This window comes from Cognaticolwellia mytili (assembly GCF_002104475.1).
Lineage (GTDB): Bacteria > Pseudomonadota > Gammaproteobacteria > Enterobacterales > Alteromonadaceae > Cognaticolwellia > Cognaticolwellia mytili.
Genome location: NZ_NBOF01000001.1, coordinates 924,094 through 941,666, shown reverse-complemented (window position 1 = coordinate 941,666; position 17,573 = coordinate 924,094). Strand labels below are relative to the sequence as shown.

The 17,573-nt window shown below is 36.2% G+C and carries 14 protein-coding genes; 9 read left to right on the top strand and 5 right to left on the bottom strand.

Features of this window, described 5'->3' with window-relative positions:
• Window positions 1–42: 42 nt before the first annotated feature.
• The 3 genes from B7C41_RS03985 to B7C41_RS03975 form a co-directional block, all read right to left on the bottom strand.
• Window positions 43–1,143 carry a DUF2855 family protein gene (locus B7C41_RS03985; RefSeq protein ID WP_085297489.1) on the bottom strand — a complete coding sequence of 367 codons (1,101 nt, stop codon included), beginning with the start codon at window positions 1,141–1,143 and terminating at the stop codon, window positions 43–45.
• 91 nt (window positions 1,144–1,234) lie between these two features.
• Window positions 1,235–1,897, bottom strand: coding sequence for a nitroreductase (locus B7C41_RS03980; RefSeq protein ID WP_085297488.1), 663 nt, complete (start codon window positions 1,895–1,897; stop codon window positions 1,235–1,237).
• A 94-nt stretch (window positions 1,898–1,991) separates the two neighbouring features.
• The gene (locus B7C41_RS03975) at window positions 1,992–4,442 is read right to left on the bottom strand and encodes a TonB-dependent receptor (protein ID WP_085297487.1); all 2,451 of its coding nucleotides are present in this window, start codon (window positions 4,440–4,442) and stop codon (window positions 1,992–1,994) included.
• Window positions 4,443–5,098: 656 nt separating this feature from the next.
• Here B7C41_RS03975 and B7C41_RS03970 point away from each other — a divergent pair.
• From B7C41_RS03970 to B7C41_RS03940, 6 genes are all read left to right on the top strand, one after another.
• Window positions 5,099–6,895, top strand: coding sequence for an acyl-CoA dehydrogenase C-terminal domain-containing protein (locus B7C41_RS03970; protein ID WP_085297486.1), 1,797 nt, complete (start codon window positions 5,099–5,101; stop codon window positions 6,893–6,895).
• 616 nt (window positions 6,896–7,511) lie between these two features.
• Window positions 7,512–8,063 carry a GNAT family N-acetyltransferase gene (locus B7C41_RS03960; RefSeq protein ID WP_235839590.1) on the top strand — a complete coding sequence of 184 codons (552 nt, stop codon included), beginning with the start codon at window positions 7,512–7,514 and terminating at the stop codon, window positions 8,061–8,063.
• A gap of 837 nt (window positions 8,064–8,900) precedes the next feature.
• Window positions 8,901–9,143: a hypothetical protein gene (locus B7C41_RS03955; RefSeq protein WP_085297484.1), complete on the top strand. Its 243-nt coding sequence runs from the start codon at window positions 8,901–8,903 to the stop codon at window positions 9,141–9,143.
• A 491-nt stretch (window positions 9,144–9,634) separates the two neighbouring features.
• A complete protein-coding gene (locus B7C41_RS03950) occupies window positions 9,635–9,901 on the top strand; it encodes a hypothetical protein (RefSeq protein WP_085297483.1) in 267 nt (88 codons plus the stop codon).
• A 186-nt stretch (window positions 9,902–10,087) separates the two neighbouring features.
• Window positions 10,088–11,047, top strand: coding sequence for a DUF1186 domain-containing protein (locus B7C41_RS03945; protein WP_085297482.1), 960 nt, complete (start codon window positions 10,088–10,090; stop codon window positions 11,045–11,047).
• A gap of 205 nt (window positions 11,048–11,252) precedes the next feature.
• A complete protein-coding gene (locus B7C41_RS03940) occupies window positions 11,253–11,771 on the top strand; it encodes a tRNA-uridine aminocarboxypropyltransferase (protein ID WP_235839589.1) in 519 nt (172 codons plus the stop codon).
• Window positions 11,772–11,995: 224 nt separating this feature from the next.
• Here the strand turns inward: B7C41_RS03940 and B7C41_RS03935 are convergent, their stop codons facing one another.
• A complete protein-coding gene (locus B7C41_RS03935) occupies window positions 11,996–12,451 on the bottom strand; it encodes a winged helix-turn-helix transcriptional regulator (RefSeq protein ID WP_085297480.1) in 456 nt (151 codons plus the stop codon).
• 236 nt (window positions 12,452–12,687) lie between these two features.
• On the opposite strand from B7C41_RS03935, the gene B7C41_RS03930 reads away from it, so the two are divergent.
• The 3 genes from B7C41_RS03930 (at window position 12,688) to B7C41_RS03920 (ending at window position 16,471) form a co-directional block, all read left to right on the top strand.
• The gene (locus tag B7C41_RS03930) at window positions 12,688–13,926 is read left to right on the top strand and encodes an NADH:flavin oxidoreductase/NADH oxidase family protein (protein WP_085297479.1); all 1,239 of its coding nucleotides are present in this window, start codon (window positions 12,688–12,690) and stop codon (window positions 13,924–13,926) included.
• A gap of 256 nt (window positions 13,927–14,182) precedes the next feature.
• Window positions 14,183–14,515, top strand: coding sequence for a YgaP family membrane protein (locus B7C41_RS03925; RefSeq protein WP_328590759.1), 333 nt, complete (start codon window positions 14,183–14,185; stop codon window positions 14,513–14,515).
• A gap of 12 nt (window positions 14,516–14,527) precedes the next feature.
• Window positions 14,528–16,471, top strand: coding sequence for a putative bifunctional diguanylate cyclase/phosphodiesterase (locus B7C41_RS03920; RefSeq protein ID WP_085297478.1), 1,944 nt, complete (start codon window positions 14,528–14,530; stop codon window positions 16,469–16,471).
• A 635-nt stretch (window positions 16,472–17,106) separates the two neighbouring features.
• Here B7C41_RS03920 and B7C41_RS03910 read toward each other — a convergent pair.
• Window positions 17,107–17,478, bottom strand: a complete 372-nt coding sequence (locus B7C41_RS03910) for a DoxX family protein (RefSeq protein WP_085297476.1) — start codon at window positions 17,476–17,478, stop codon at window positions 17,107–17,109.
• Between the last annotated feature and the right edge of the window lie 95 nt (window positions 17,479–17,573).

Genomic DNA, 17,573 nt, shown 5'->3' with positions numbered 1-17,573 from the left:
ACCTCTTGTTGACGTTAATATTGAACACTTTCATCTTTTAGATCACAAAGAAATTATTTTTCCTATCGACGCATCAGCTTTACCTAATAACACCTCTTGGTAGGCTTTGTTGATAGCTGCTTTTCCCGTTGAATGTTCAATTGTCATTATGGTATGACAAAAGGTAATGTAACCCTGTAACGACTGGCCAATTTTATTCATGGTTTCAATAGCTCCCCAGTCATTTGTACGTTTCTTTAATTGTGTTGGCGCAAAAAAGAATGTGGGCACAACACCAGGTAAGGTACTTTTTGTGCTTAATTCGTTTGGTACAAGGTCATGGTGGTGAGTAGCACCAATGCGACATGAATAGCGCAGCTGGTCAATAAAGTGTGTGTGTATGGCTGCTAAGGTTTTTTGGCTACCGGCCATGTCCACCAAAATGCTTGGAGCGCTGCTATCAAGGTGGGTAATTTCATCATAACTGATGACTTTGTCGTAGCAGCCCAGACTTTCAACAAATTTTCGATTACTGTTCGACGTTATACCAACAGCAGTGAGGTCGCCTCTGGCTTTAATGGCAAAGGCTAAGGCAATGCTGGTTTTACTTGATGCGCTTGTGATTAAGTATTGCTCAGCTGAAAAATAGTTTTGATCAAACATAAAGTCTTCAATTAGCCACGAGGTGGTAAATAAACCACGTACGAGCATCTCGAAGTCTTCGTTTTCTTGTTTATAGAAAGGATTTTGTTTTACCCGTTCGAATGAAGCATAAACTGGCGATAAACCGGCACGGTGTTCACTAAGATCGAAAAATCCTGTTGCACTCACTTTGCCTGCAAGCACTTTTACATGGCTTGCCATAGGAACAAAACCCCAAATACGTTCTCCGACAGCGATCTCACTACAATTAGATACCATGACTTCGGAAAATCCCATCGCAGGAATACGACCCCATGGCAGTAATGTGGGGAAAAAGTTCCAATAACCCAAAGTATCACCGGCGATACCGTAGCTAATATTATTGGCGGTAAGGGCGAACTTATCTATTTTTAGGATCAGTTCATTTTCTTCGAGCTCAGTATCAAGTTCAGTACTGATGTGACGGGTATTTTGTAATTTTAATCTTTCTACTTCGAATACTGTTGCGTTAACCGTGCTCATAAGATGCCCTTTATTGGTGGTATAGCAGGAAACATACCCGCACTAATTGAAAATGTTGAAGTCTATGTTTTTGAGGTGACACAGGCATAAACTAACTAAAAAAAGCGACAGCATTATCGAGAGTTTCGCGATCCGTTCTGGTTTTATTCACTGCTGCGCTTTCATCGGCGTAACCAAAAGACATACCAAATAAAATTCCGCGTTCATCAGGTAAATTTAATATTTTTCTGACGGGATCAGGAAATTGTCCCAATGCCCCTTGCATACAATTTGAAATACCGTGCTCAGCCATGATTAACGAAAGCGTTTGTGCGTAAATCCCCAAGTCAACAGCGCCCATAATATCTAAGTACTTGTCCATGGTGAAAAATATGGCATGAGGTGCATCAAAAAATTGCCAATTGCGCACCATCGCCATTTGCCGTGCTTTTTTATCTTCTCTGGCGATAGCCACTGAACTATAAAGTGCATTGGCCGAGCCAAATTGGCGCTCTCTATGAATGCCAGCGTACTGGGCTGCCCAATTAAAATCAGGATTTGGCACTGCGCCGCTCATTAATATTTCAATGAACTTACTTTGTAATTGCTCCTTTGTTTGACCTGAAACAACACAGGTTTGCCAAGGTTGTACATTACAATTTGAAGGTGACAGTTGAGCACTAGAAAAAATGTTCTTTAAAGTTTCAATTGGGACGGGTTTATCAATAAATGCGCGAACAGAGTGGCGCTCTTTTAGTATTGCTTCAATAGACATAGTACGGGCTCTAAAATTATGAGAACTGAAGTAACAGGGAAAAATGAAGCACTAGGCTTAATTTTCTCTGTTACTCACAGTGTGATGTTATGACTTAAAATTCATACGATAAAGTTGCGCCAAAGGTACGTGGCTGACTTGGGTAACCATTAAAACTGCCTGCTTGAATTGGCGGTGGAAATGATGACAATAAATATTTGTCATTATTTAAATTTCGCACCCAAACTTGCAAGGCAAGCCCATTGCTAAAGTGCAAACCTGCACTCGCATTTAACGTACCTACTTCACGAGTTATTGATTCAGGTACGTTTTCTGCTGTATGAACTTTACTTTCATACAGATAGTCAGAGCGCACATAACCATAGGCTCCGCTTGCTAATTCAAAGTTGTAGGTAATACCTGCGGTAATACTACGTTCAGGAATAGCAGCTGGTTTCTCGCCTGATAAATCAACCGGTCCAGTAAGTCCTGACGCTCCTTCAAATGAGTCATATATAGGATCAAGAAAGGTACCCGCTAACGTTAGTGACCAATTGTCTGTTGGGTTATAAACCGAATCAAATTCAATACCTTTGGTACTTTGCTTACCTGCGTTTGCTAAGACAAAACCGGTACCGATAAATATTGATGATTGAAAGCCATCAATGGTTTGGTCAAATATAGTGGCGTTGAATGCGCCTTTATCAAATCGAGCCTTCATGCCTACCTCATAAACCGTTGCTTCTTCAGGAGAAGCAAAACGGCCACCATAATTTTGGTTTGCTAAGGCTAAACCGCTACTTTCCAATGCGGCTTTATCTTTTGCAAAGGGACTAGAATAGCGAGATAAATTCCACGAGGTTGCCTTAAAGCCGGTTGCGGCAGAAGTGAATAAATTAATGTGATCATTGAGCTCATACGCTAATCGCATTGACCAAGTTGTTTTACTGTCATTTGATTGATTATTTTCAACGGCATTAGGTAAACCAAGCATTGGTGGTAAAAACTGGAGCCCTTTAATTGTTGGTATTGCTGGGGCAAGTTGTGGGATCAAACCAATAGGAACACCAAAAAGTGTGTTTTGTGTATCAAGATCCAAGCCTGAAAGCTGATCACTATTACTTTGCGTGATGGTCAGGTCTTTTTCATCTTTGGTGTAGCTGAGACCAAAAGTGGCAGTCAAGTCGTCTGAAATATGATAATCAAAATTAGCAAATAATGAATATGCGTCGTTATCTTGTTTGAATTTAGAGCTTACTGTTGATTGAGTTGATAAAAATGTTCCGGGTGCAAGCCCATATACACCTTCAACAGCCCCTAACAAACCACTAGCACCACCCGCTGCTAACAAAACATCAAAGTAACTTCGAATATTGTCACCGTAATCAAGGGTATCTCCGGTGTCTACTTCTTCGTGAAAAATATAGGCACCAACCATCCATTCTAGTGTTTGTTTAGTTGTAGAAGTTAAACGAAACTCTTGGGTGAAAGTATCAACCTTAGTTTGTCCGTCCTCGGTTAAAATGTCTAAAGAGGTGTAATCAACGTCGTTAACATAACTTGATTCGTTATTACGTAATGCGGTAATAGAAGTAAAGGCGTAATCATCGAAATCGATATCGACTTGTATCGATATACCACCATCTTCTACGTTATTAATCGGGTCTAAATTTAATGCTGACTGGTAGGCAAAAGGGTCATTATCCTCAAGCACAATACCACCAAGTGCGCGAACTGCAGCCGTGGTGGGGCCATTAATAATATCGGCTACACTACAACAAGCTTCTTCAATTTCACTGTAGTCGGCGATTATTCTAACCGTAATATCTTGATTAGGCTGATAAAGTGCTTGGCTACGAATGTTCCAACGATCACGGTCGTTAATTTGATTTAAACCAACAACACTATCAGTAAAGCCATCGCGGGTGTTAAAACCACCAGATAAGCTTAATGCTAAGGTGTCTGACACGCCATTTGTAACATAACCTTTCATCGTGCGTTGATTAAAGTTACCTATACCTAATTCTATTTTGCTTTCAAGATCATGTGATGGCGCCAAAGTACGTACGTTAATAACACCGGCGGAGGCGTTTTTACCAAATAAAGTACTTTGTGGACCGCTTAATACTTCTATTTGCTGTAACCTTGGCAAGTCACCTATTTGAGCTGCAGCACGAGAACGGTAAACACCATCAATGAATACCCCAACAGAAGGCTCAATGCCAGTATTGTTTGTACCATTGCCAAAACCACGAATGGCAAAATTAGTATTAATAGAGCGCTGTAAAGGCGTAACACGTAAAGTTGGTATAAGCGTTTGCAAATCATTCATGTCCATGACTTTGCTCTGTTCTACTGCTTTACCACTAATAACCGTTACAGCCACCGGCGACTCTTGTAAGCCCTTTAAACGTTTCGAGGCCGTTACGTAAATTCTTTCAATATCTTCTTCATCTTTTTGACTAATTGTATTTTCTTCTTGAGCGCTTGCTGTTGAACTTATTGCTCCGATTACGGCAAATGCGAGTAAAGAGTGCTTAAAAAGTTTTATTTTATTATTATTCATTGCTTTCCCCAATACTGACTGATGGTTATTAGATAATCTTGTTAATACATTGTTTTATATGGAATATGTGTGACGCTTGAGCGCTCTTATTTTTAACCTGTAAATATATAAAATTAACGTTGTTCAATAACAACAAAGGCATTGCTCAAAAGTGAATTTACTCTTCTGAATATAACGTGCTAGCACTTATAATGAACATTTAATCGCCAAATCATGCTAATTGCAGTGATTAAATTAAACCAATCAATTGTTTTGATGGGCAACTATTCACGAAAAGAATAATGTCGTGACAAAAATCACTTTTGTGAAAGTTTTATTTTTATACAGGCATGTAGTTGCGAGAACCGATTGGTTTAATAAAGCTATTCTGATGTGTAGGCTAGAAAATGAGTTCGGCGTTACTGCTCTTAGTAATAGAGTGACTATGACCTAAGTGCTGCATCTTGCGTTGATTTTCTTGCGCACGTTGAAGCTGAATTTTCAAATTGTTTGAATCGATTTATAATTAAAAGTTATATATAGGTATAAGTATTATTCATTTGGATAATACTTATGGGTGATTTAGCATGTAGTCATCATCGAGATTATTTGCATGAGGAACTCATCCAGGTAATCACTAAATTATATAGCCATAGAGAATTTTTTGGAGAGCTACCATGCTGCAATATAAAGCGCCGATTCGTGATGTTAAGTTTGTTATGCAAGAGTTACTTGATTGTGAAAGCCACTATCAACACTTAGGCTATGAAGATGCAAGCATCGATATGGTTGATGCCATTATTGGTGAAGCGGCAAAATTAACCGAGCAAGTTGTTGCGCCATTAAACCAAATAGGGGATCAACAAGGCTGTACATGGACCGATGGTGTTGTAACCACACCTGATGGTTTTAAAGAAGCCTATCAACAGTATGTTGAAGGTGGCTGGCCAACCTTGTCTCAATCAGAAGAATTTGGTGGTCAAGGCTTACCGCATTCGTTAAATATTAGTATTGCCGAATTATTTTCGAGTGCCAATCATAGTTTTGCTATGTATCCAGGTTTGAGCCATGGTGCTTTAGCAACAATAGAAGCACATGGTACGGTAACTCAAAAACAACAATTTATGCCTAAATTAGTTGAAGGTAACTGGACCGGCACCATGTGTTTAACTGAACCTCATTGCGGTACTGATTTAGGTATGCTGCGTACAAAAGCCGTGCTTAATGAAGACGGTAGCTATTCATTAACGGGCACTAAAATATTTATTTCAGCGGGAGAACATGACTTATCTGACAATATTGTTCATATTGTTATCGCCCGTATTCCTGGTGCACCAGAAGGTAATAAAGGTATTTCGTTATTCATCGTACCAAAATTTAATGTTAATGATGACGGCACCATTGCTGATAGAAATGGCGTAAGTTGTGGCTCTATTGAACATAAAATGGGCATTAATGGTAATGCGACTTGTGTTATTAATTTTGATAGCGCTAAAGGACACTTAATTGGTGAACCAAATCGTGGCCTTAAATGTATGTTCACTTTTATGAATGCAGCGAGAATAGGTGTGGCAAGTGAAGGTGTTGCTGCTGCTGAAGCTTCATTTCAAGGTGCATTAGCTTATGCAAAAGATCGCCTGCAAATGCGTTCAATTAGTGGTGTAAAAAATCCAGACGGTCCCGCTGACCCTATTATTGTGCACCCAGATGTTCGCAGAATGCTATTAACGCAAAAGTCTATATCAGAAGGTGGACGGGCATTAGTTTCTTATTTAGCGCAACTTGTTGATATTGGTCATGCAGAAAAAGATCATGAGGTTAAAGCTGATGCCGAAACTAAATTAGCTTTATTAACGCCTATTGCTAAGGCTTTTCTTTCGGAGCTAGGCTTTGAATGTACTAGCCATGGCGTGCAAATATTCGGTGGTCACGGTTTTATCAAAGAGTGGGGGATGGAGCAATTAATGCGAGATACTAAAATCAGTTGCTTATATGAAGGTACTACTGGTATTCAAGCATTAGATTTACTGGCCCGTAAAGTTATTGGCTCTAAGGGAGAAGTGTTAAAACCATTCTCTAAAGATATAACAGTATTCTGCCAAGAAAATATGGATAACCCCGAAATGTCAGAGTTCATTCAACCTATTATGGCTTACGCCAAAGAGTGGCATGAAATAACCGTGACTATTGGTGCTAAAGCGATGAAAAATTCTGATGAAATTGGTGGTGCTTCTGTCGACTATTTGATGTTTTCAGGCTACGTTACTTTAGCGTATTTTTGGGCGAAAATGGCAAAAGTAGCGCAAGAAAAAATAGTTCAAGGCACTGAAGATAATGCTTTTTATCAAGCCAAGATTAAAACAGCACAGTTTTTCATTCAACGTATGCTACCAAGAGCAAAAGGTCACTCTGCTTGTATCAATAATGGTGTCAATTCAATGATGGCACTAAAAAATGAAGACTTTGCTTTTTAACTTCACTGTATGGAAGCTTGAATTGTTATGGGCTATAAATTTTTAGCGCAGTATTTTTTAAGTAGTATATGAAAGTCTGAGACGAAAGTTTCCGACTTTCTGTTTTTATGAACTAGTATGTCACCGCAGCATTGAGTTATTTTTAGTAACTTGTTGAGTATAAAAATAAACTATGTATATTGTCGTGAATAAAAACACACTGCTGTGCGTTGTTTTCTTGTAAAAAACGAGCGATATTCATTGCAATAAGCTGTTCATTATTTCGGAGGTTATGTGGAGAAAAAAGTACTACTTAAAAAAAGCCATGAGTTTTCTCAATATGTAGCAATTTTTTTAACCATTATATTTACTACTTTTGTAATACGAACTTTAGAGGATAGTTTTACTCATTTCCAAGAACTATCATTTCTGATGAATTTAGGTTTATATCTAACAATATTTTTCCCGTTTCATTACGCAGTTTCAACGTTTACCGATTGGCTGTATTCTGGTAGCGAAGAGAAAAATACAAACTAATAAATAAGAACAAAAACATTTGGCTGTTTACGTTTCTTAACATTTTAGCCAATAGTTTTGCCCATTAGTTGGGTGTTTATAAGCCTAAGAGGTTATTGAGTTGACATCACTTCCTGAGTTTGAAACTGAGCATATGATTGTGTCGGTTTTAACCCCAAAAAATTATGAGTTACTTGCCAAGTACGAAAGTGATAATCGCAGTCATTTGTCACAGTGGGAGCCAACGAGAACTAAGGATTATTTTAGTGAGGCAGAAACTAAAAAACGTTTAAAATTAAGCTTTCAAGATTATCATTTAGGCTCTTCAATTACTCTAGTTGGTTTTGATAAAAGTAAATCTGAAATTATTTGTTTATGTTCATTTTCTAATATTGTTCATGGGCCATTTCAAGCTTGTCATCTTGGCTATTCAATTTCAAAGAATAAACAAGGTAAAGGTTTAATGTTTGAACTGCTTAAAGTATCAATACAATATGTATTTACTAAATATAAGTTACATAGAGTTATGGCTAATTATATTCCGTCAAATAAACGCTCTGAAAAGTTACTCGATAAACTGGGCTTTCAAAAAGAAGGGCTAGCAAAGTCATATTTAAAAATAGCGGGTACATGGCAAGATCATGTTTTAACATCAAAAATTAATGAAAATTAAAATTAATATATAACAGTTGGCTAAAATAAATTTAAAGTAGCCATGTTAATAGATTCTTAACTTGATTTTACATCATTTTGGTAAACAGTTATCAATTTTTTAAATAGATGCTGATATGATCACTCTTGTTATATTAAACACAAGCCCATGATTAGTGTTGCATGTTCACTACGCGATAGTAAATGAAATACTTAATAGTGAATTACTAATATTTGTGAATAACCGTATAAGCACGGCGGATATTTTTATCAGCACTAAGTCATTCTTGGTCCGTAATAAATACCAAACAACGATTGAAGCTATTTGTAGTTACATACTTTGTAATATTTACCATTCTATTAACTCTAACTATGGACTTCCAAAACTTTACTTGTATCAATAATTTTTCCTATACATGAATATCAAATTAAAATGTTTGAAAAGGGAGCTTCAGGACAAAAGACTTATAAAAGCATTGAAGAAATGGTCATAACTAATAAATTTTCTGCCCCTGAATAACGCATGATTGCTTATATGATGTCATCCAAGAATAAATTTTATGATCATTTCAATAGGAAAATAATGGATGTAGCTCCTCACCACATTGAGGGGGCTACAATGTCCAAATATCCCCAACCTAGAAAGACATGGTTCTGTCTTGTCGATTTCAAAATTAAAGCGGTATAGCTAAGCTTAAAAGGCGACGTTTTATTTAATGATGTTGCTCACTCACTTTAAATTGAGTAATGTTTTTGATTGTTAAAAGAAAATAATAGAGTTAGAGTATTTTGAGTATAAAACAATATAAAAACGAGCAACTCTACAGGCTTGTAATATTTCCTTTTACAGGAGTGTTAAATGAGTATATTTTTTGAGTTTATACCGAATTTGTTTATGGCTTTGGCTTTCGATTTTATTCTGTATATCACTGGGGCAAGTCTATTACGTATAGCTTCCTTCGGTTCATCTAAACATAAATTGCATAGCTATAGTGCATACAAAAAGTTAAAAGGTAAGTCCAATAATAGTTACCTTTTACCTTACGTGATCGGTATTGTGTTTTATGCGCTAATTATCGTTTCAATTGCCTTGTTCAACTAAGAAAAATATAACAAGTGACTATGTTGTCGACATTGCCTGAGTGACCAAAGCCATACCTGTTGGGATGCTCTTTCGGTTACTGTGTGTTCAAGTTCAATCTGATGACTAAAATTTAAATTGGTTAATTCATTTATTATTGCTTTTTGAATACATAAATTCGGTATAATTTATGCTCTTCGTACTAAGTTTAATTACGCGAGCGTGTGTGCTTTGAATAATTAAGTGAAATTTTTAATCTGTTGATTACTTTTTTAAGTAATGATTTTCTGTGTAAAGATGGAAGTGATAAAATAAGGATAGGATGAAATGTTAATGGTTTTCACCTAAATCATACTCTATTAAAGCGCGCCATTATCTGTAGAACTTTTATATGGTGAAATAATAAAGCGTGATATCGAAAAATAAAAAATATTGCATGGAAATATGAAAAATCTGACACTTAGTGCTCAGCGATATGTTTCCATTATCTTAAATGAAGGTGTGTAATAAACATGGTTCAATATATTGTAATAGCAACATTATTAACTGGCTCTATTGGCTTAATGTTATTTGTTATAGGTTCTATTTTTAGTGCTGTTGTGGCTTTAGGTAACAAACAGCATTTATTTGGTTGGTCAATTATTCTCTTCTTACCTGCTTCATTAATTTACTGCGGAAAACACTGGGACATCGCGTCATACTCTGGAAAAATGGTTTATTCAGGGGCTGCGTTGTTAACGGTAACTGCAATAATATTGAAAGTTGGTGGTGTAATATAATTTACCATCGCTTCAGGTTGTTTAGCTCGATATTTGAGTCTTCCACGAATGTGTCGGATAGTGACTTGAATTAAATAAAACTTTCGTTATTGCCGATGCTTTGCATGATAACGCTATTAGAAAGCGTTATAATGCACAGCATCAGGCATTCGCCACTCATAATTGATGATTCAACGCGGAATATACATGAATTTAGAACAAGCTTTATTGGAAATAGGTAATGCACATGGCAACGAACTACCTATTGCAGCGATCGAAGTGCTTAAAACGAATTGGTCAGAATTTTATCCTGAATTAGAACGCACAATAGATCAATTTATCGCGCTTGAAAACTCGCTAAGCGATGAGCAGAATGCGGTGTTATTTTTTGGCACCTTGCTGTTAGCAGAATTAAAATACACCCCAGCGTTGTCAAAATGCTTACAGCTATTTTCCTGCAGTGACACCTATTTAACCCCTATTGAAGGTGTATTTGGTGATGCGTTGACCGAATTAACACCAAGCTTATTTTATAATGTTGCAGACGGTAGTACACAATCCTTGTCTGACTATATTGCTGATGGTCATCAAGCTATGTATTGCAAAGCATCTGCTATTGAAGCGGTATTTGCTCAGTACGAATTCGGCACCATTGATAAGGCTGAATTAACTGAACATGTAACGCGTTGGTTAGCTGCATTTTTGGCGATACCGAGTGCAATTAATAGCTTTTTAATTAGCGCATTAGCGGATTCTTGTATTACCTATCAACTTGATGATTTTAAAGCTCAGTTTATTGAACTGTGCGATAAAAATTTATTTGATGAAGACCGCTTTAAAGAAGCAGAAGTAAAAGCTTGGGATAAGGAATATACATTTAAGCTGATTGAATCAGGCACGATTGAAACCGAGTTTAATCTTGTTGATACCTTAAAGTCATGGGCTAATGATGACGCGGAAGATGAAGCATTAGATGATTCGTCAAACGAAGATTTTGATGGCTTTGATTCGTTAATGGGTGAGGGTGGTTTGTTGTCTAATATCCTGTACGATGAAAAAACAATTCTAGATAACAGTGTGCCTGTTAGTTCATTACCAACCACTGGCCGCAATGAGCCTTGCCCATGTGGCAGTGGCAAGAAATATAAGAAGTGTTGTTTACAGTAAATAGTATACTGAGATAGCTTATTAAACTAATATCGATGAGGTATATCGCATATTCAACGTATGCCTCTTTCACATTGCACTTGAAACGTTGGATCTAGGTTTTGAACTAACAATCTTCAAATTTTCCCATCGAATCTCAAAATAATAATTTAATGCGGAACAACACGTAAAAATGAAAATATTTTTGCTTACCCATGAACGGGAAATGCGTAGGGGCACCAATACGGGTGTTATCGCGATAGAAGACGCTAATAATATTGTTGAACGTATACCCTGGGAAAGACTAAACCCTAATAAAGACCTTGTTCGATTAATCGAAAATAATCAGGCCGTATTATTATATTCGAAAGGAGAACTGTCATCGACTGGATCTCCGGCTATGCCATCGGCTGAACCTCAGACTGAAGAGCCAATTGTATCATCAGCTGTATCAAAGGTCGTTTCAACGGTTATGTCGAAGGTAGGAGTTGAAGCATATGAAAATATCATTATTATTGATAGCACATGGCAAGAAGCCAATAAGATCTTTAACCAAAGTTCTTATTTAAAAAATGCACCGCAATTTACTCTGAAAACGACAAATGATTCTTCATACAAACTTAGGGCTAATCAACCTAAAGGAGGGTTATGCACCATCGAATGCATAATCGAAGTTTTAAGGCTTAAAGGACAAGATAAACTGGCAGCAGAATTATCAGTAAAGTTTGAACAATTTAATGGCTAAAACCTTAACAAATCGATTGTAGTTAGCCACAATTACAATTTTTCTGGATTTTGTATTACTCATCAATACAACATTCATATTGAAGAAATGAAATAACAGTAAGTAACTTCTCATATTCCACCACACAATGCTTCTGCAGCTATTGTTGGAGTAAAAAAGCATACTAAACAAGTAGTAAAAATAATTTCAAAGAGTTTATTACAAGGTAATAATTGACTGAGACTTTAATTAGGCTCAGCGTTAATAACAATTTTTATTTGCTCTCTCGGCACTGCTTGCCCTTTGTTATTCACTAAGGCTAAATTTAACGATTCACCTGTATTCACATCAATGAAAGAAGAAAGTCGTTGGTCATTTTCAATTAAGTGTTCATAGCCAAATTGCGCCATTGCAATTAAAAGTGGCAATGCAGTAACTCCCTTTTCGGTCAGGATGTATTCATTGTGTATACGGCTTCCCTGCTGCTTATATTCGGATTTTCCTAGTAGTCCATGATCAACTAATTTTTTCAATCTTTGTGTGATTATTGTCGAAGAAGCACCGATATGCTTTTGTAAATCTTGGAATTTTGTTACACCAAAATAAACATCCCTTAAAATAAGTAGCGTCCATTTATCGCCTAAGATGTCTGTGCAGGCCTTAATTCCACAGTGCGTTGTGTCAACGTTTTTCCAATCCATTATCTACCCATGTTTTGTATTTACATCTGACTTTATCATTTAAAGCTAGATCTTTCTAACTTTAGATAGTAAAGTTGGGTCTGAGTTTAAAAAGTAAAGTCAGCTTTGGAGTTCAACCATAACTTAGTTATACAGGTGAATTATTTTTTCAACTAAGTGAAGTATTAGTTATTTGCGATAAAAACGACTTAATACTCTTGATCGTAATAGTAAATTTAATCATAGGATAATTGGATATGAGTAGTATTAAATTAAATGAAGCATTTAAGCTAAATAATGGCGTCATTCTTCCGAACAGAATAATGAAATCTGCAACCAGTGAACAACTTGGCGATAAGAAAAGAAACCCCAAGCCTGACTTGGCGACGCTTTATGAAACATGGTCGTTGGGAGGAGCTGGCTTATTAGTGACGGGCAACATTATGGTTGATCGAACTGCTATTGGCGAACCCTTTAATGTTGTACTTGATGAAGAAAGTGACCTTTTTCAATTCGTTAGATGGACACAGTTAGGTACGGTAAAGGGCAATCAGCTATGGGCTCAACTTAATCACCCGGGTAAACAAAGCCCTAATGTTTTGAGTAAAGTGCCTGTAGCTCCCTCAGCTATCTCTTTGGAAGGAGATATAGCTAAAGCGTTTAATACACCAAAAGCACTCTCAGATGATGAAATAAATCAAATTATTAAACGTTTTGCTACATCGGCACGCTTGGCTAAAAAGGTAGGTTTTACGGGGGTTCAAATTCATGGTGCCCATGGTTATTTAGTTAATCAGTTTCTATCTTCCAGACATAACCAACGTACTGATAACTGGGGCGGAACATTAGAGAATCGCATGAAGTTTGTACTTGATATTTATCATGCGATTCGACTTGAGGTGGGTGATAACTTTCCTGTCGCGATTAAACTGAATTCGGCTGATTTTCAAAAAGGTGGTTTCACTGAAGAAGAGTCTATGCAGGTTGTTGAAGCATTGGTGCAAGTGGGTATTGATTTTATTGAAATATCTGGTGGCAGTTATGAAAATCCAATGATGGTGACTGGAGATGTTCAAACCGCTAGCAAATCGACAAGAAAGAGAGAGGCATATTTTTTAAACTATGCTGAAGCGCTGAGAAAACGAACTGATATTCCACTAGCCGTTACTGGCGGCTTTAGAAGTTCTGAAGGCATGATGCAGGCAATTAATTCGGGAGCAACCGACATCGTCGGGCTTGCAAGGCCGATGATTTTAAAACCAGATTTACCTATGGCTGCATTTTCAGATACAAAATTTGTGTTTAACTGGAATGAACCAACTACGGGATTTAAAAAGTTCGATATGATGACAATGCTAACGCTTATTTGGTATGAAAAGCAGATGTGGCGCATAGGGAAGGGGCAAGCGGTTAAATTGAAGTTGTCTCCATGGATGGCTTCTCTGACATCAATTTGGAAAGTATTAACTAGTCCTCCTGTCAAAAGACGTTCTTAACATTAGTAGAATACGAATGGCTTCATAATGCCTTCAGGTGTGACTTATTGGATTAGTTACACCTGACACGGTTATGGCCAACTGACTCACGAAAAGGAGACTTCTTCCTGATTGAATTTCCTAGTCTTAGCAGTTTATTTAAATGGTTGATTTTGTATTTATAGCCATTGCTTTTACAGTCAACGTTTATGGTTTTTTCATTTGTAACACTAATTGAATGTAGTGCATTGGATCCTGATATTTATTGTTAAATCTGATGAGTATATATGTAAATAATGTATTAATTTATAATGGTTTAGAAAAACAACTTAATTATATTCTATACTTTATTATACATTTGAAATATTTAATCACTATAAGAGGCTTTATGCTGAATATTAAACATAACCTGTGTGCTATAGATAGAATAATAAGAGGGGTAATTTCAGTTGCCTTAATTATTTATGTTGTACTGTTTTTTAATCAAATTGGCGATATGTTATTACAAATTTCTATTTTGGTTTTTGCTTTAATGAATTTAATTTCCTTCGTCACGGGATGGTGTCCGGTATATAATATTGCGAATATAAACACTTGTAAAAAAGGTTAGATATTAAGGTATATGAATAACACTGACTTATCCTTAGGCCTAAGGAAACGTGTACTTTATAGTTCAATTGGATTAGCTATTGTTGTATCAGCTATTTTCATTAGTGTTGCATTTAATTTGTCACGTGATCTTGGCCAATCTTTAGAATTTGATCATAGTAATAAAATGCTTTTACAGCTTACTAAGAGTGTTAAGGCAATTATTTTCGCTGACGAGATTAATGAATTTCCATTGAACGAAGACGTAAAGAAAGAGCTAATAGCACTGCTAGATAAAGATGTGATCGGATTTGAAATATGGATTAATAACAAACATATTAAATTAAAAAACTCTTCTTTCTACTCCCAAGATGATGGGATTGCTAATGCGATTAACACTAAAAAGTCTAGCTATGGTTTTATAGAAAACGAAACTGAAATGTTATTTTGGGTTTATGAAAGTTCATCTAACGATGATCTATCAATATTAATGGTAAATAAAACGCATGCGTTAGATAAGGCAATAAGTTACGTATCTAATAGGCTTTTTATTACTGCTTTTCTAACATTTTGGCTTACTGTTTGGGTAGCGTTATTTATTTCAGCGCTGCTCACTAAACGATTCGAACAAAGTAACGAGCGACTCAAATACCTAGCCACACACGATATGCTAACTGGCTTGCCTAACAGGGCCTATTTATATGAGCATGCGCAGTCGTATTTTAACCCTGAAAGCGTAAAAAAACATCAAGACTTAAATACACTATTTGCTGTTTATGTTATTGACCTGGATAAATTTAAGGACATCAATGACACTATGGGTCACTTGGTGGGAGATGAACTCTTAAAAGCAATATCAAAACGTTTATGTAATTTAAGAGATAAAAATTCACAGGTAATACGCTATGGTGGTGATGAGTTTGTCGTTTGGTGTGATGATTTAAATGAGAATGATGCTATCTCATTGGCTGAAGATATTGTTTTGTTATGTCGCCAACCCATCAGCGTCAATAATTATGTTTTTGAAACCAGCGTTAGCGTCGGTGTCGCCTATTATCCTGCAAGTGGTCAAAAGCTTGAAGACCTTCTTAAAAATGCAGATATTGCTATGTATAGAGCAAAAAAACATCGGCTTGGTTTTCAAGTGTTTCAGCAAGAACTGTTTACTCGTACGGAGTTCAGAATAAATCTACGAGGACAACTAAATGCTGCTCTTGAAAAGCATCAATTTGTTTTACATTATCAGCCTAAAGTACAACTGCCAGATAATAATATTGTTGGTGTGGAAGCACTAGTACGTTGGTTACACCCCAAAGAGGGGTTGTTAATGCCTAACATGTTTATAGATATTATTGAACAAAGCATGTTTGTACACGAATTTACACGGTACATGTTATTGCAGGCTATCATTCAATGTCGTGAGTGGTTAAACAATGGCATAGAGTTACCAATAGCAGTGAATATTTCACCTTACAACTTAATGGACCCTGAGCTAGTCGGCTATCTCTGTGATCTATTAAAACATTATAAAGTTCCAGCTGCGCTGATTGAAATTGAACTTACCGAAAATGCCAGTATGGTAAACATCGATAAAACACGTGAGGTTTTTTTACAATTAAAAAAATTGGGTGTGAAATTGTCAATTGATGATTTTGGAACAGGTATGAGTTCATTAGCTTATATTAAACATTTAGATGTGGATTATATTAAGATTGATCGCTCGTTTATTATTGATGTTGTAACAGATAGCAGAGACGAAGCTGTGATTTCTGGTTTGCTAGTGTTATGTCAAAAGTTAGATAAATTAACTATTGTTGAAGGTGTGGAAACAATTGAGCAAGCTAATAAATTGGCTAGTTTAGGTTGTACCTTAGCTCAAGGCTACTTATATAGTAGGCCGTTATCGGCAGAAGGAATAGTTAGCTTATTAAGCAAACAGAAAGTCGAAACTGATAATGAAATTATAAATATTAATTAATGCGTTAGTGTTCACTATGACGAAACATTTTCGTTATTAAAATCTTAACTGTTACATTATTAAAAAAACAATGGAAGTTTAGATTATTAGCTTAAATATCAATACATTAAGTGGGTGGTCTATCTAGCCTTATCTAAAGTTTTCGTAAGTTGACGGCTAAAATTATAAGACATGATAGGGTTTTCTGTTTTACCTCGTCTTAGCAGTTCATTGAAATGGCTGATTTCGTAATTATAACCCTTGGTTTTACAGTCAAAGTTTATAGTTTCTTCGTTTGTGTCGTTAATTAATGTGACAGTTGTCGGGCCGTGAAAGCCATTGTTAATTTTAATTACGCCGTATTCGCAATAAAACACAGCTTCACCGGGAGTAGATTCTAACAATGTCGATTTTAATAATGCTGTCGCATTGTTATAGCTAAACTCCATAATGTAGGAAGAATCTACTCCGTTATCAAAAAAAGAATAAAAACAAAAAAGATTGAAGACGGGCTTCATCAATAATGATCGTTTTCGCTTTGAAACGACATCAAGCTTTTATGGAGATACATCAGCTTTATCTGATTTCCATGCCTTGAGGTCTATTGACTCAAGGGCTCCATAGTCTTCAAAGCTGCGCTTGAGTATACATAATGATTAAATAGTTAGCGAAAGTAACACTTGATTAGATACGATTAATATCGTTGAAAGTACCAAAGTAACCATCGCTGGAATTGCGTCTTTAATCGTATCGAATCTCAGGTGAAAGTAAATTGCGCCAATTGAAGTGAATGCAATCATTATGGAACCAACGCCATTTAAGAGTTCGTTGCTTAAATAAATTGAGCTGATCAACAATAAGGCTGCGGCTAGCTCAGCTATCCCAATCAATAACATCTGTAGGCGGTTTAATCCGTATTTTTTGAAAAAAGCTAATTGGGATTCGAAGATAAATTTTTGCCAGCCCAATATTTTAATCGAACTTGCGAAGATGAAAAAGAATGCTAAAAGTATAGTAAGTATGATCATGTTTTGATTCCAAATATTATATATGATGCAATTTAATCATTCCTTAATTTGTAGTTAAATGGTATTTTTGTACTTATTAGTATTCCTATTTGGAA